Below are 12,808 nucleotides of genomic sequence, written 5' to 3'. Positions count from 1 at the left end.
TCGGCAGGCTTAAAGACTGGAGGCGCGTGGCGACCCGCTACGACCGATGCCCAAAGGTCTTCCTATCCGCGATCGCCCTCGCAGCTGTCGTCATCTATTGGTTATGAATCCTGACCCTAAGGCGCATCGCACATCCTGGATCCGGGTAGCGATCACGGAGATGAATTGGGCTCGCCGTCCTCGCATCAGGGTCCGCGAGCGCATCTCGCACAGCGGCGGATCTGCGCCTCGCCGCTGTGCAGATCATCTATCATCAGTTCGTGGACGAACCGGTGCCGCTGCCGTTCCGATGCTGCTCGACGGCGTCTGACACGGACATCTCCGGGCTTTCGCCGCAGAGCGTCACGACGTCAGCGATCGGGATCTCGAACAGGCCCGTCACGCGCACGACCTGAGGCTGGCCAGGCTGGCTCGTGCCGCCGGAGGTCTGGCCAGTCATGTCGCCGCCGCTGGCAGTCGCCGCGGTCGTGGCGGTGGTGCTGCCGCCTGTCAGCCCTGCATCGCCTTCCGCAGCCGCGCCTGTCGACATGCCGGCACCCGTTGCGCTGGTCGTTCCTGACGGCTCATCTGCTGACGTGCCGCCGGCACTGTCCGGCATCGCCGCGCCGGTGCTGGTTGTGGCGTCCGTGCTGTCGCCGGTGGCTGTTGTGGCGCCTTCACCTCCGTCGCTGCCGCTGCCTGAGGCACTGGCAGCCTCGCTGGTGCTGTTCGAAGACATCCCGCCCTGGTCGCCGGTGGTGGCGGTCGATCCACCAGTTGCCGTGTCCGCAACGCCGCCGGACATGCCGGCACCGCCAGTCCCCGCCTGGCTTCCCTCCTGGTAGCCAGAAACGAAGTAGAGCGCGCCAGGTATCAGCTCGCTGTCCATCGTGACGATGTCTGCGCAGGTGATCTGGTCAGCGCTCCGTTCACTCATGCTGCCAGCTTCGCTCTCTTGTGTCTGCGCCAGCGCCGCTCCGGCGGGCAAGGCGCAGATCGCCGTCATGGCGGCGATTCTGATCGAAAATGTCAGTGGGGGTTCCTCCTCGTGATGAGATGCTCCTAATCTGCCGATCTCGGAATTGTTCCTGCCCTGGGAGGGTGGCTTCCAAAGGATCATGGAACGGCGGGACGATGGAAACCTACTTCTTCTGTCCGGCCACCTTGTCGATGCTTCCGGTCGTGCGCGGGTCATCACCCTCGGCTTCCACGCCAAGTGCCTCGACATCAGCCTTCTTTCCGTTGGGGATCAGGCGCTCGGCGAGGCGGACGAAGGTAATCAGGATCACCCCGAAAGCCAGCGAAGCGCCGAAGAGCACGTACTGCCCTGCGCCGGCAGCGATGCCTAGTGCAGCTGCCAACCACAGGTTCGCCGCGGATGTCAGGTTGTGAACGTCGCCGCGTGCAACGAAGATGGCTCCGGCAGCAATGAAGCCGATCGCCTGCGCAAGACCCTGGACCACGCGTAACGGACCGATGTTCTGGCTGCCTCCGTCCAGCGAGAGGGCGTGATAGAGCAGGAGCGCCGAGACCGTAATGACCGCCGAACTCAGGGCGACGATGCCATGCGTCCTGATGCCTGCAGAGATGCCACACAACTCTCGATCAAGACCCAGGACAAGGCCACCCAAAACGGCGATTGCCAAGCGCGATACGGTTTCGAGGTCCGACATGATTGCTCCCTGTTTGCGAGAAGAGACGTGATCTCCGGACAGGCGCGTCCGAACCAGATGAGGTTCGACACCCTCCCACGGCCAGAGGATGCCGGCGATGTCGCTGCGGTCGCCGTGCTGGAAGGGAAGACTGTCAGAAACATTTTGGCATTCGGGATGTTCCCGAAGGACGCGGACCGCACGCATCCTGTGATCCGCATCCGCGCGATGGACGAAAGGAGACGTCGCTTGTCGCTGAAGCCTCTTCTGGCGCTGATGCTGTCCTGCACCGCCGCTGCCGCACAGGATCCCGAGGCGCTGAACCAGCGCGCCCTCGACCTGGTCAACCAGGCCCGGCAGGATCAGGGGCTGGAGACACTGACGGCAGGCGCCGATCTGGACGAGGCCGCGCGCGTCCACGCCGAGGATATGCTTGATCGCAACTATTATGCGCATGAATCGCCTGAAGGCGAAGACGTGCGCGACCGCTATCTGACGGCAGGCGGCAGCGAATGGGAACTGGTGGCCGAAAACATTGCCCGATGCGTCGGCTGCGACATTCCGGCCGACATCGCGCGTGTCGAGGCCTTCCAGGAGGGTTGGATGAACAGCCCCGGTCACCGCGCGAACATCCTGGCCGAGGGGCTGGAGCGGTTCGGCTTCGCCACCGCCTCCGGCGGGCAGACCGTCTATGCCGTCCAGACCTTTGCCGGCCCCGGTACCTCTCGCGGAGATGAGCCCGGCCAGCCGGTGGACGCACAAGCTGCCGCGGAGATTGCGCTCGACCGCATCAACGCCATACGGCAGGACGAGGACCTTGAGCCGCTGCAGCTCGAACCTTCCCTTCAGCAGACCGCAGCGGCGCTGGTCCCGGAAGACCTGCGGAGCTTTGCGCTGACCGATATGGGCAGTCTTCGCGAAGCGCTGCCCGAGGAAGCGCGGCGCGACTGGCAGCGCATCATGACCATTGGCGGCACATGCGGCGGCTGCGGCACCAGACCGGTCGCCGGCGATGTTGAAACCTTCGTGTCGGATTGGCTAGCCGCCGGCAGCCCCTATCGCGACCAGATCCTGCAGCAAGGGTTGACCCATGCCGGCATGGTCCTGCGCACAGATGGCAAGGGGCGGAAAGTCGCCCTTCTCCTGCTGGCCGAGACGTTCTGATCGACGAGGGCGAGGCGTGCCAGCACGATGCCGATCCCTGCCCGTCCGCAGGTTCGAATAGGAACCGACCTGCCAGCCCAACGAGTTTTTGGATCCCTACTCCGAGAAGGACCTGATGATGGACCATGCAAGACTTCCGAAGCTTACCATGGAGGAATATACAGGCGCGGCGATAGATGGTGCGACCGTCTACGGTCCAGGCGACGAGAGGATCGGCACCATCGACCGCACTTATGGAACAGGTCAGGCGGCCCAGGTGGTGATCGATGTCGGTGGCTTTTCTGGCATGGGCACGAAGCCGGTTCTTGTCTCGGTCCGCGAACTGGACCTGAGGTGGGAAGAGGACGGCAGCGTGCGTGCCATAACGAGATGGACCAGGGACGACTTGAAGTTGATGCCGGCGCACGAGGACTGATCACAAAGGCCGAGACGGGGCCGTCATCGTTGTTTTCGCGACTACGACTGGCAGTAACGGGCAGCGCTTGACGGAGCAGGCATGACCAAGGCGATCAGCGACTATGCGATGATTGGCGATTGCGAGACCGCCGCACTGGTCGGCCGCAATGGCTCGATCGACTGGCTCTGCTGGCCGCGCTTCGACTCCGGCGCATGTTTCGCGGCGCTTCTGGGCACCGAGGAGCATGGGCGCTGGCAGATCGCGCCTGTTGGCGATGTCACCAGCCGGTCGCGCCGATATCGCGGCGATACGCTGATCCTCGAGTCCGACATCGAGAACGAGGAGGGTGCCGTCAGGATCATCGACTTCATGCCGATCCGCAGCGACAGGCAGATTTCCGATGTGGTCAGGATTGTGACCGGCCTTAGCGGACGAGTGGCGATGCGGATGGAATTGAGCCTGCGCTTCGACTACGGGCGCATCATCCCTTGGGTCAGCAGGGTCGATGGCGGACTGCAGGCCGTCGCCGGACCCCATGCCGTGCGCCTTGTGGCGCCGGTGGACGTCTGTGTCCAGGACCAGACGATCATTGCCGAATTCACGGTCGAGAAGGGCCAGCAGATCCCGTTCTCGCTGGCGTATGCCGCCTCGCATCTGTCGGTCCATCCAAGCTGCCGGCCGCTTGCCGCCCTGGCCGAGACCGAGCGCTTCTGGTCGGACTGGGTGGGCCGCTGCCAGTATGACGGCCCGTGGCGGGACGCGGTGAAGCGGTCGCTGGTCACGGTCAAGGCGCTGACCTATCGCCCGACCGGCGGCATTGTCGCCGCGCCCACCACATCCCTGCCGGAACATCCAGGCGGGACGCGCAACTGGGACTATCGCTTCTGCTGGCTGCGCGACGCCTCTTTCTCGCTGGTGTCGCTTCTGAACGCGGGTTACCGGAAAGAGGCCGAGGACTGGTGCAACTGGCTGTTGCGGGCGGTCGCGGGGGCGGCGTCCCAGCTTCAGCCGCTCTATGGCATCGGGGCCGAGCACCGCAACGACGAGGTCACGCTGGACTGGCTGCCGGGCTTTGCCGGATCGCGCCCGGTCCGCATCGGCAATGCGGCCTACAAGCAATTGCAGATCGACCTGTTCGGCAGCGTGACCGACGCGCTTTATCAGGCGCAGTGCTGCGGGCTGACGCTGGACGAGACCGCGTCGGGGCTGCAGGCGCAGCTGATGGCCAGGCTCGAGACCCTGTGGTGCGAATCGGACGCCGGCATCTGGGAGGTGCGGAGCGGCCGGCAGCACTTCGTTCATTCGAAGCTGATGTGCTGGGTCGCCTTCGACCGGGCGATCCGTGCGGTCGAAAGGTTTGGCCTCGAAGGGCCCGTGGATCGCTGGCGCCACCTGCGGCAGGTCCTGAGGGCCGAGATCCTGGACCGCGGCCTTGACGCGGATCGCGGCGTCTTCGTGCAGTCCTATGGGACGAAGGCGCTCGACTCGGCGGTGCTGCTGATGCCGCTGGTGGGTTTTCTTCCGGCGACCGATCCGCGGATGGTTGCCACCGTGCAGGCGATCCAGCGCGATCTGTCCAAGGACGGCCTGATCCTGCGCTATGACAGCGCCCACGCCGAGGACGGCCTGCCCGCCGGAGAGGGTGCCTTCCTGGCCTGCAACTTCTGGCTGGCCGACAACCTGTTCCTGCAGGGCCGCCGAGCCGAGGCGCATGCGCTGTTCGAGAGGCTTCTGTCCCTGCGCAACGACGTGGGCCTTCTGGCCGAGCAATACCATGTCGAGGCCGGATCGCAGGTGGGGAACTTCCCGCAGGCCTTCTCGCATTTCTCGATGATCGACACGGCCCTGACCTTCTGGCGGCAGAACGGACTGCAGGCGGGCCACAACGGCCGCGAGACGTGACCGCCCCGCTCGGGCTGATCGGTCCCCTTGCCACGGGCGCAAAACTGTCAGGAACATTCCGGCCCCCGTCCGGTTCCGGGCAGGCGCGCACAGCGCTTCAGACCCGCCAGGCGCCGAAAAGGAGGGAGCATCTCATGAGCCAGACCGTCGGAGATTATTTCTGGGAACGACTGAAATCCTGGGGCGTTACCCGCGTCTTCGGCTATCCCGGCGACGGGATCAACGGGCTGCTGGGCGCGCTGCAGCGGTGCAATGGCGACATCGAGTTCGTCCAGGCCCGGCACGAGGAGATGGCCGCCTTCATGGCCTCGGCCCATGCCAAGTTCACGGGAGAACTGGGCGTCTGCCTGGCGACCTCCGGTCCGGGTGCCTCGCACCTGCTGACGGGGCTTTACGACGCGCGCATGGACCACATGCCGGTGCTGGCCATCGTCGGCCAGCAGGCTCGGACCGCCGTCGGCGCGCATTACCAGCAAGAGCTGGACCTTGAAGCGCTCTACAAGGATGTTGCGGGAACCTTCGTCAAGCAGGCCTCGGCGCCGGGGCAGGTGCGGCACATGGTTGACCGCGCGGTCCGCATGGCCATCGGCGAGCGTCGCGTCACGGCGCTGATCTTTCCCAACGACCTGCAGGAGGCGACCTACGAGGAGCCGCCCCGCGCGCATGGCGCAGTCAAGTCGGGCGTGGGATATACCCGCCCCCGTGTGGTCCCCTTCGACGCCGACCTGCAGCGCGCCGCCGAAGTGCTGAATGCCGGCGAAAAGGTGGGTATCCTGGTGGGTGCAGGCGCCCTGCACGCCACCGACGAGGTGATCCAGGTCGCCGAGACCTTGGGCGCAGGAGTCGCCAAGGCGCTGCTGGGCAAGGCGGCGCTGCCTGACGACCTTCCCTGGGTCACCGGCTCCATCGGGCTTCTGGGGACCGAGGCCAGCCACGAGCTGATGATGAACTGCGACACGCTGCTGATGATCGGCTCGGGCTTTCCCTATTCCGAATTCCTCCCCGAGGAGGGACAGGCGCGCGGCGTGCAGATCGACCTTGAGCCCGGCATGCTGTCCGTCCGCTATCCGATGGAGGTGAACCTGGTCGGCGACTCGGCCGAGACGTTGCGGGCGCTGCTGCCGCTATTGCAGCGCAAGGAGGACCGGTCCTGGCGCAAGACGGTCGAGGAAAGCGTCGCCAAGTCCTGGGACACACTCGAGGATCGGGCGATGGAGCCTGCCGATCCCGTCAACCCGCAGCGCATCTTCTGGGAACTGTCGCCCCGCCTGCCGGACAACGTGATCCTGACCTCGGATTCGGGGTCCTGCGCCAACTGGTTTGCGCGCGACCTGAAGATGCGGCGCGGCATGATGGCGTCGCTGTCGGGCGGGCTGGCCTCGATGGGCGCCGCGGTCCCTTATGCGATCGCCGCTAAGTTCGCGCATCCCGAACGGCCCGTCATCGCCATGGTGGGCGACGGCGCCATGCAGATGAACAACATGGCCGAGCTGATCACCGTCGCCAAGTACTGGAAGCAGTGGACCTCGCCCAGGTGGATCTGCATGGTGCTGAACAATGAGGACCTGAACCAGGTCACCTGGGAACAGCGCGTGATGGAGGGCGATCCCAAGTTCGAGGCGACGCAGATCATCCCGAACGTGCCCTATCACCGCTTCGCCGAGATGATCGGGCTGAGGGGGATCTATGTCGACGATCCGGACCGGCTGGGTTCGGCCTGGGACGAGGCTCTGGCCTCGCCCATGCCGGTGGTGCTCGAGGTCAAGACCGACCCCGAGGTTCCGCCGATGCCGCCGCACATCACCTTCAAGCAGATGCGCAACTATGCCTCGAGCATCATTGCTGACCCGAACCGCGGCAGCATGATCGCGAACACCGCGCGGCAGGTGCTTGGGTCGGTCCTGTCCGACGACAGGGACGACAAGGACTGATGGCGGCGCCCGAGGCGCGCATAAGCGAGGTCCGTGCGCGGGCCTTCAGTGTCCCGACCGAGGGACCCGAGGGCGACGGCACCCTCACCTGGACGGCGACGACACTTGTGGTGGTCCAGGTGACGGCGGGCGGGCTGACGGGCATAGGCTATACCTATGCCGATGCCAGCGCGGCCGCCGTGGTCGACGGGGTGCTGGCCGACTGCCTTGACGGCTGCGATGCGATGGATGTGTCGGCGTGCTGGCTCTCGATGCGTCGCCGGCTTCGGAACGTCGGCGTGGCCGGGGTGGCGGCGACGGCGATGTCGGCCGTCGACACAGCGCTTTGGGATCTGAAGGCCAGGCTTCTGGACCTGCCGCTTGGTGTCCTGCTGGGCCGTGTCCGCGACAACGTGCCGATCTATGGCAGCGGCGGCTTCACCAACTTGTCTGACGACGATCTGGCGCGGCAGCTTGAGGCGTGGGTCCGGCGCGACGGTTGCCGATGGGTCAAGATGAAGATCGGCGCCGATCCCGGTCGCGATCCCCACCGCATGCGGATCGCCAGGCGGGCCATCGGAAATGCCGCGCTGTTCATCGACGCGAACGGCGCCTTTACCCCGCGCGAGGCGCTGCACATGGCCTGCGCGGCGGCCGACCTGGATGTCCGCTGGTTCGAGGAGCCGGTCTCGTCGGACGATCTGGCGGGCCTTTGCTTCGTGCGCGACCATGCGCCGCCGATGATGGATATCGCGGCCGGCGAATACGGCTTTGACCCCGGATATTTCCAAAAGATGCTGGCCGCCGGCAGCGTCGACGTGCTGCAGGCGGATGCGACGCGCTGCCTGGGGATCACCGGCTTCCTGCAGGCGGCGACGCTGGCCGAAGTGCATCACATTCCGCTGTCGGCGCATTGCGCACCTGCGCTGCACGCGGCCATCGGGGTAAGCGTCCCGAACCTGCGGCATCTGGAGTGGTTCGCGGATCATGTCCGCATCGAGGCGATGCTGTTCGACGGTGCCCCGACCCCACATGCCGGGGCCGTCAGCCCGCCGACCGGCCGCCCCGGCCTGGGCCTTGCGCTGAAGGAGGCGGATGCCGAACGCTTCGCCGCAAGAGTCCCCGCATGAGGGGGCGGACCGCAGCCATCGCCGTCTCGGGCCTGTTCGCTGCCGCCGTTCTGGGCGGATTGGCGGCACGCGGCAGGCGTCGCCCACCGGCACGACGGACGCGCAGGGATCATGCCGCCCGCCAACTCGATTGGGGCGCGGCGACCCTGGCGGGATCGGTGTTGTTCGACAGCGCAATCGAACATTACCGCGGATCGTTCGAGCATCTGGGCATGTACGTGCCGCTGGCCGTCGCAAGCGCCAGCATGGCCACGTCGCTATCGGGTGGTCGGTGTCCCGGCCAACTGCGGACCGGAACCTCCGTCGCGGCGATGCTGGCCGGCGTCGCGGGTCTGGGCTTCCATGTCTACGACATCTCGAAGCGCACGGGCGGCTGGTCATGGCAGAATCTGTTCTATGCCGCCCCTGTCGGGGCACCCGGCGCCCTGTCGCTGGCGGGCCTGATCGGTCTTGCCGCGCAGCAACTGCGGTCGGGTGACTGGCCGTCGGATCAGCAGTCGGGGCGGGCGCTGGCCGCGCTTGCCTCGGCCGGCATCCTCGGTGACGTGGCAGAGGTCTGGCTTCTGCACTTCCGGGGCGCGTTCCACAATCCGGCTATGTATCTTCCCGTCACCGTTCCCCCCGCCGCCTCGCTTGCGCTTGCCGGCATCGCGGTCGGGGCGGGGCGGCCGACACTGCAAACCACGCGTGGCTGGCTGTGGGCGACGGCGGCGACCGGACTTGCCGGCGTGGGCTTTCACGCCTGGGGCGTCCACCGGATGATGGGCGGCTGGCGCAACTGGAGCCAGAACCTTCTGGACGGACCGCCGCTGCCCGCACCGCCCAGCTATACCGGCCTGGCCATCGCCGGGCTGGCTTCGCTGCGGATGATGGAGGATCGCCATGACTGAGCGCTATTCGGGCTATGACGTGATGTCGAAGCGCAACGGGCCGTCTTGGAACGACAAGACGCGCCAGGTCGTCGACGACCGCCTTGCGACGCCCCGCGGGCCGCGCTTCTTCAGCGAGACGGAATACCGGACGGTCGAAAGCCTGGCCGACCGCATCGTGCCGCAACCGCATCGCGTCGACCCGATCCCGGTGGCGGACCTGGTCGACGCAAGGCTGCTGGCCGGCGGACAGGATGGCTTCCGTCACCTCGGAATGCCGCCGCCGGGCGAGGCATGGCGCCGCGCCTTGGCCGCCCTGGATGCCGAGGCACAGGCGGCGCATGGGGCAAACTTCCGGCATCTTTCCAGCCCTGACCGTGACGGGCTTCTGCATTGCATGCACGAGGGCCGACTGGATCATCCCGCCTGGCAGGGGATGTCGTCCCAGCTGGTTTTCACCCAGCTTGTGGCCAAGGACATCGTCTTCGCCTATTACGCCCACCCGACCGCGTGGAGCGAGATTGGCTGGGGCGGGCCCGCCAGCCCGCGCGGCTATGTCCGCACCGGCTATGACCGCCGCGACCCGTGGGAGGCCGCCGAAGTCAAGGACGGCGACGCTGCCGCCGCGATCAGGAAGAACCGCCGTGTCAGATGATCCCATGCAGACGCCCCGCGCGACGAAAGGCCGTGCGCCGGACGTGTTCATGCCCGGCGGTTGGGTCCCGATGCGGGAATACCGCGAAGATGAAAAGGTTGATTTCGTCATCGTCGGAACCGGCGCAGGCGGCGGCACGCTGGCCTGCAAGCTGGCCGAGGCGGGCTTTTCCGTCGTCGCCATGGACGCCGGCCCGTATTGGCGACCGCTCGAGGATTTCGCGTCCGACGAGTCCCATCAGAGCAAGCTCTATTGGACAGACGACCGGATCGTGGACGGGCTGAACCCGCTGCAACTGGGCTCGAACAACAGCGGCAAGTCCGTGGGCGGCAGCACCGTGCATTTCGCCATGGTGTCGCTGCGCTTCCGCCCCGAATGGTTCAAGTCGCGCAGCAAGCTGGGTTATGGCTTCGACTGGCCGCTCGACTGGCGCGAGATGTGGGCCTATTACCGCGAGGTCGAGGACGCGCTGGCGATCTCTGGCCCGGTCAACTACCCTTGGGGTCCGCCAAGGCCCCGCTACCCCTATCGCGCGCATCAGCTGAACGCCGCCGCTCTGGCATTGGCCGAGGGCTGCGAGGCGATGGGCATTCCCTGGACCGAGACCCCCATCGCAACGTTGTCGGCCCCGCGCGGCCGCGCCCGGCCCTGCGTCTATCGCGGGTTCTGCGTGCTGGGCTGCTCCACCAACGCCAAGCAGAGCGCGCTGGTCACCTGGATTCCCCGCGCCATCGCCGCCGGAGCCGAGATCCGGGACCTCGCGATGGTCGGCCGGGTCGAGGTGGACCGCAGCGACCGCGCCACCGGCGTTCACTACCATCGCAACGGCAACTGGCGGTTCCAGCGCGCCCGAAACGTGGTTGTCGCCGGCTATGCGATCGAGACACCGCGCCTGCTGTTGAACTCAGCCAGTGACCGCTTCCCCGAAGGGCTTGCGAACAGCTCGGGTCTTGTCGGCAAGTACATCACCGTCCAGTCGAACCAGGCCGTCTGGGGGACGTCCGACAAGGAGATCCGGTCTTACAAGTCGCCCCCCTCGCTGGCGCTGACCGAGCACTGGAATTATGAGGACGAGGGAAAGGACTTCCACGGCGGCTATTGCTACATGAGCCAGGGTCCTGAGCCGCAGCTCTGGGCGAACACGCTCCTTTCCGGCAGGGGGCTCTGGGGTGACGCCCTGGTATCCGAGATGCAGAACTACAACCACGTCGTCGGTCTGAAGATGGTGGGAGAGATGCTGCCGCAGGAACGCAACGCCGTGACCTTGGCAGACGAGACCGACCAGTACGGCCTGCCGATCCCGTGCGTGACCTATTCCTGGTGCGACAACGACCGGGCGATGATTGACCACGCCCTCGGCTTCATGGGTCAGGCTCTGAGGGCCACCGACGCCCGCGACATCTGGGAGCAGACGGACGACACCTGCCACCTGAATGGCGGCGCGCGCATGGGCGACGACCCCCGAACCAGCGTCGTCGACGCCGACTGCCGCAGCTGGGACATCCCGAACCTGTGGATTTGCGACGGCTCGGTCTTCCCCACCGTCGGCGGCGTCAACCCGTCGCTGACCATCCAGGCCATCGCCTGCCGCACCGGTGACCGCATCGCCGCCATGGCTCGACGCGGAGAGCTTTAGGTGAAGAACCGGGGGAGCCATTTGATGACATTGCCTCGCACAGGCCGAATGGACCACACACTGGCATTCTTGCGCGAAGGCTATGGCTTCATCGGCGCGCGTTGCGATGCCTTCGGCACGGACATGTTCCAGACGCGTATCATGCTCCGGCGCGTCACCTGCCTGCGCGGAGAGGAGGCAGCGCGCATGTTCTATGGCGGCGGCTGCTTCACCCGCCGAAGCGCGATGCCGCCGACGGTCCTGCGGCTGTTGCAGGACAAGGGCAGCGTGCAGATGCTGGACGGTGCGGCCCATCGACACCGCAAGGCGCTCTTCATCGATCTGCTGATGGGCAGCATGGCCGAGCAGGATTTTCTGGATCTGTTCGAGGCAGAGTGGGTGACTGCGATGGAAGGGTGGTCACGGCAGCCGCAGATCGTCCTGCTGGACGAGGTCAACCTGGTGCTGACACGTGCGGCTTGCCGGTGGGCGGGGGTTCCGCTGACCGGCCGGAGCGCCGAACGCATGTGCCGGGATCTGTCAGCAATGATCGAATATGCGGGGCATGTCGGCCCGCGCATGTTGGCTGCCATGGCACGGCGCAGATCGGCAGAGCGCTTCGTCAGATCGGTTCTAGAACAGCAGCGTATCGAGGGCAGTGCAGATAGCCCCGTCGCCAGGATCGCCTTGTTCCGCGACCCTGACGGGCAGTTGCTGAGTCTGAACGCGGCTACGGTCGAGCTTCTGAACGTCCTGCGCCCCATTGTCGCCATCGGGCGTTACGTGATGTTCTCGGCGCTGGCGCTGCATGATCGTCCAGACTGGCGCGAGGCGCTGCAGGGTGCCGGCGACAAGCTCTATGACAGCTTTGCCGAGGAGGTCCGGCGGCTCTATCCGTTCTTCCCGGTCATCGGGGGCATTTCACGCTGCGGCTTCGACTGGAGAGGACATCGCTTTTCCAAGGGTGATTGGGTGCTTCTCGACCTGTACGGCACCAATCACGACCCGCGCCGGTTCCCGGAACCAATGGTTTTTGACCCCGATCGGGTGCTCACCTGGCAAGACCAAGGGTTCGACTTTGTTCCCCAAGGCGGCGGTCGCATCGCCGAAAGCCATCGCTGCCCCGGCGAGCAATTGACCGTCGCCATCATCCGCAGCGCAACGCGACTCCTGGTCGAACGGATGGACTATGCGGTGCCGCCGCAGGACCTGGCCATACCGTTGAATCGCATGCCCGCAGGACCGAAGAGCGGAATGATCCTGTCGCGTGTGGCAGGCAAGCAGGTCTGAACATTCTGCGAAGATCCGCAGTCCTCTGGCAACTGTAAGCACACCAACTGTTGTAAGATAATAATTCCGCCACCCGCGGATGCGCTGGTAGTGTCGCAAACTTTCGCTCTTCCCCTTGGGCCTGTGTGGCCTGCCCCCTGAAAAGTGGTCCTCCCTGAAGTAGGCTTTCGGGCCAGATGGAGGATAAAGGAATGCCCCAAAAAAAGCACAAGCCGGAAGAGATCGTCGCGAAACTCCGCCAGGTC

11 protein-coding genes and 1 pseudogene are annotated in these 12,808 nt (G+C 65.9%); 10 read left to right on the top strand and 2 right to left on the bottom strand.

All coding sequences use genetic code 11. The features are described 5' to 3' along the window. Positions 1-107, top strand: a pseudogene (locus OC184_RS17995) (IS5/IS1182 family transposase); the annotation flags it as partial. A gap of 146 nt (positions 108-253) precedes the next feature. Here the strand turns inward: OC184_RS17995 and OC184_RS17990 are convergent. Both OC184_RS17990 and OC184_RS17985 read right to left on the bottom strand, forming a co-directional pair. Beyond that, positions 254-985 carry an HdeA/HdeB family chaperone gene (locus OC184_RS17990; protein ID WP_265508535.1) on the bottom strand — a complete coding sequence of 244 codons (732 nt, stop codon included), beginning with the start codon at positions 983-985 and terminating at the stop codon, positions 254-256. Between the two features lie 136 nt (positions 986-1,121). Further along, a complete protein-coding gene (locus tag OC184_RS17985) occupies positions 1,122-1,652 on the bottom strand; it encodes an MgtC/SapB family protein (protein ID WP_265508534.1) in 531 nt (176 codons plus the stop codon). Positions 1,653-1,880: 228 nt separating this feature from the next. Here OC184_RS17985 and OC184_RS17980 point away from each other — a divergent pair, with 228 nt between their 5' ends. The 9 genes from OC184_RS17980 to OC184_RS17940 all read left to right on the top strand — a co-directional run bounded on the left by OC184_RS17980 (position 1,881) and on the right by OC184_RS17940 (position 12,563). Further along, positions 1,881-2,795, top strand: a complete 915-nt coding sequence (locus OC184_RS17980; protein ID WP_265508533.1) for a CAP domain-containing protein — start codon at positions 1,881-1,883, stop codon at positions 2,793-2,795. Between the two features lie 115 nt (positions 2,796-2,910). Further along, positions 2,911-3,210 (top strand): PRC-barrel domain-containing protein, encoded by a 300-nt coding sequence (locus OC184_RS17975; RefSeq protein WP_265508532.1) that lies wholly within the window; start codon positions 2,911-2,913, stop codon positions 3,208-3,210. Positions 3,211-3,291: 81 nt separating this feature from the next. Then, positions 3,292-5,094, top strand: coding sequence for a glycoside hydrolase family 15 protein (locus OC184_RS17970; RefSeq protein ID WP_265508531.1), 1,803 nt, complete (start codon positions 3,292-3,294; stop codon positions 5,092-5,094). Between the two features lie 134 nt (positions 5,095-5,228). Next, positions 5,229-7,025 (top strand): thiamine pyrophosphate-requiring protein, encoded by a 1,797-nt coding sequence (locus OC184_RS17965; protein WP_265508529.1) that lies wholly within the window; start codon positions 5,229-5,231, stop codon positions 7,023-7,025. Next, positions 7,025-8,134 (top strand): enolase C-terminal domain-like protein, encoded by a 1,110-nt coding sequence (locus OC184_RS17960; protein ID WP_265508527.1) that lies wholly within the window; start codon positions 7,025-7,027, stop codon positions 8,132-8,134. Before OC184_RS17965 ends, OC184_RS17960 begins: the two co-directional genes overlap by 1 nt. Beyond that, positions 8,131-9,024 (top strand): hypothetical protein, encoded by an 894-nt coding sequence (locus OC184_RS17955; RefSeq protein WP_265508526.1) that lies wholly within the window; start codon positions 8,131-8,133, stop codon positions 9,022-9,024. The genes OC184_RS17960 and OC184_RS17955 overlap by 4 nt, the downstream gene beginning before the upstream one ends. Further along, complete coding sequence (locus OC184_RS17950; protein ID WP_265508525.1) at positions 9,017-9,658, top strand: gluconate 2-dehydrogenase subunit 3 family protein; 642 nt, start codon at positions 9,017-9,019, stop codon at positions 9,656-9,658. Before OC184_RS17955 ends, OC184_RS17950 begins: the two co-directional genes overlap by 8 nt. Beyond that, positions 9,648-11,294, top strand: a complete 1,647-nt coding sequence (locus tag OC184_RS17945; protein WP_265508524.1) for a GMC family oxidoreductase — start codon at positions 9,648-9,650, stop codon at positions 11,292-11,294. The genes OC184_RS17950 and OC184_RS17945 overlap by 11 nt, the downstream gene beginning before the upstream one ends. 48 nt (positions 11,295-11,342) lie before the next feature. Next, entirely contained in the window at positions 11,343-12,563 is a 1,221-nt protein-coding gene (locus OC184_RS17940) for a cytochrome P450 (RefSeq protein WP_265508523.1), read from the top strand. Positions 12,564-12,808 lie beyond the last annotated feature (245 nt).

This window comes from Paracoccus rhizosphaerae, assembly GCF_026162645.1.
Lineage (GTDB): Bacteria > Pseudomonadota > Alphaproteobacteria > Rhodobacterales > Rhodobacteraceae > Paracoccus > Paracoccus rhizosphaerae.
Note: the sequence above shows the minus strand (reverse complement) of the source record. Positions and strands in the feature narration are given on the sequence as shown.

Coding starts and splice junctions, on each gene's coding strand:
- OC184_RS17990 (WP_265508535.1), bottom strand. CDS start 985: ATGACGGCGATCTGCGCCTTGCCCGCCGGAGCGGCGCTGGCGCAGACA.
- OC184_RS17950 (WP_265508525.1), top strand. CDS start 9,017: ATGACTGAGCGCTATTCGGGCTATGACGTGATGTCGAAGCGCAACGGG.
- OC184_RS17940 (WP_265508523.1), top strand. CDS start 11,343: ATGGACCACACACTGGCATTCTTGCGCGAAGGCTATGGCTTCATCGGC.
- OC184_RS17970 (WP_265508531.1), top strand. CDS start 3,292: ATGACCAAGGCGATCAGCGACTATGCGATGATTGGCGATTGCGAGACC.
- OC184_RS17985 (WP_265508534.1), bottom strand. CDS start 1,652: ATGTCGGACCTCGAAACCGTATCGCGCTTGGCAATCGCCGTTTTGGGT.
- OC184_RS17965 (WP_265508529.1), top strand. CDS start 5,229: ATGAGCCAGACCGTCGGAGATTATTTCTGGGAACGACTGAAATCCTGG.
- OC184_RS17975 (WP_265508532.1), top strand. CDS start 2,911: ATGATGGACCATGCAAGACTTCCGAAGCTTACCATGGAGGAATATACA.
- OC184_RS17960 (WP_265508527.1), top strand. CDS start 7,025: ATGGCGGCGCCCGAGGCGCGCATAAGCGAGGTCCGTGCGCGGGCCTTC.
- OC184_RS17955 (WP_265508526.1), top strand. CDS start 8,131: ATGAGGGGGCGGACCGCAGCCATCGCCGTCTCGGGCCTGTTCGCTGCC.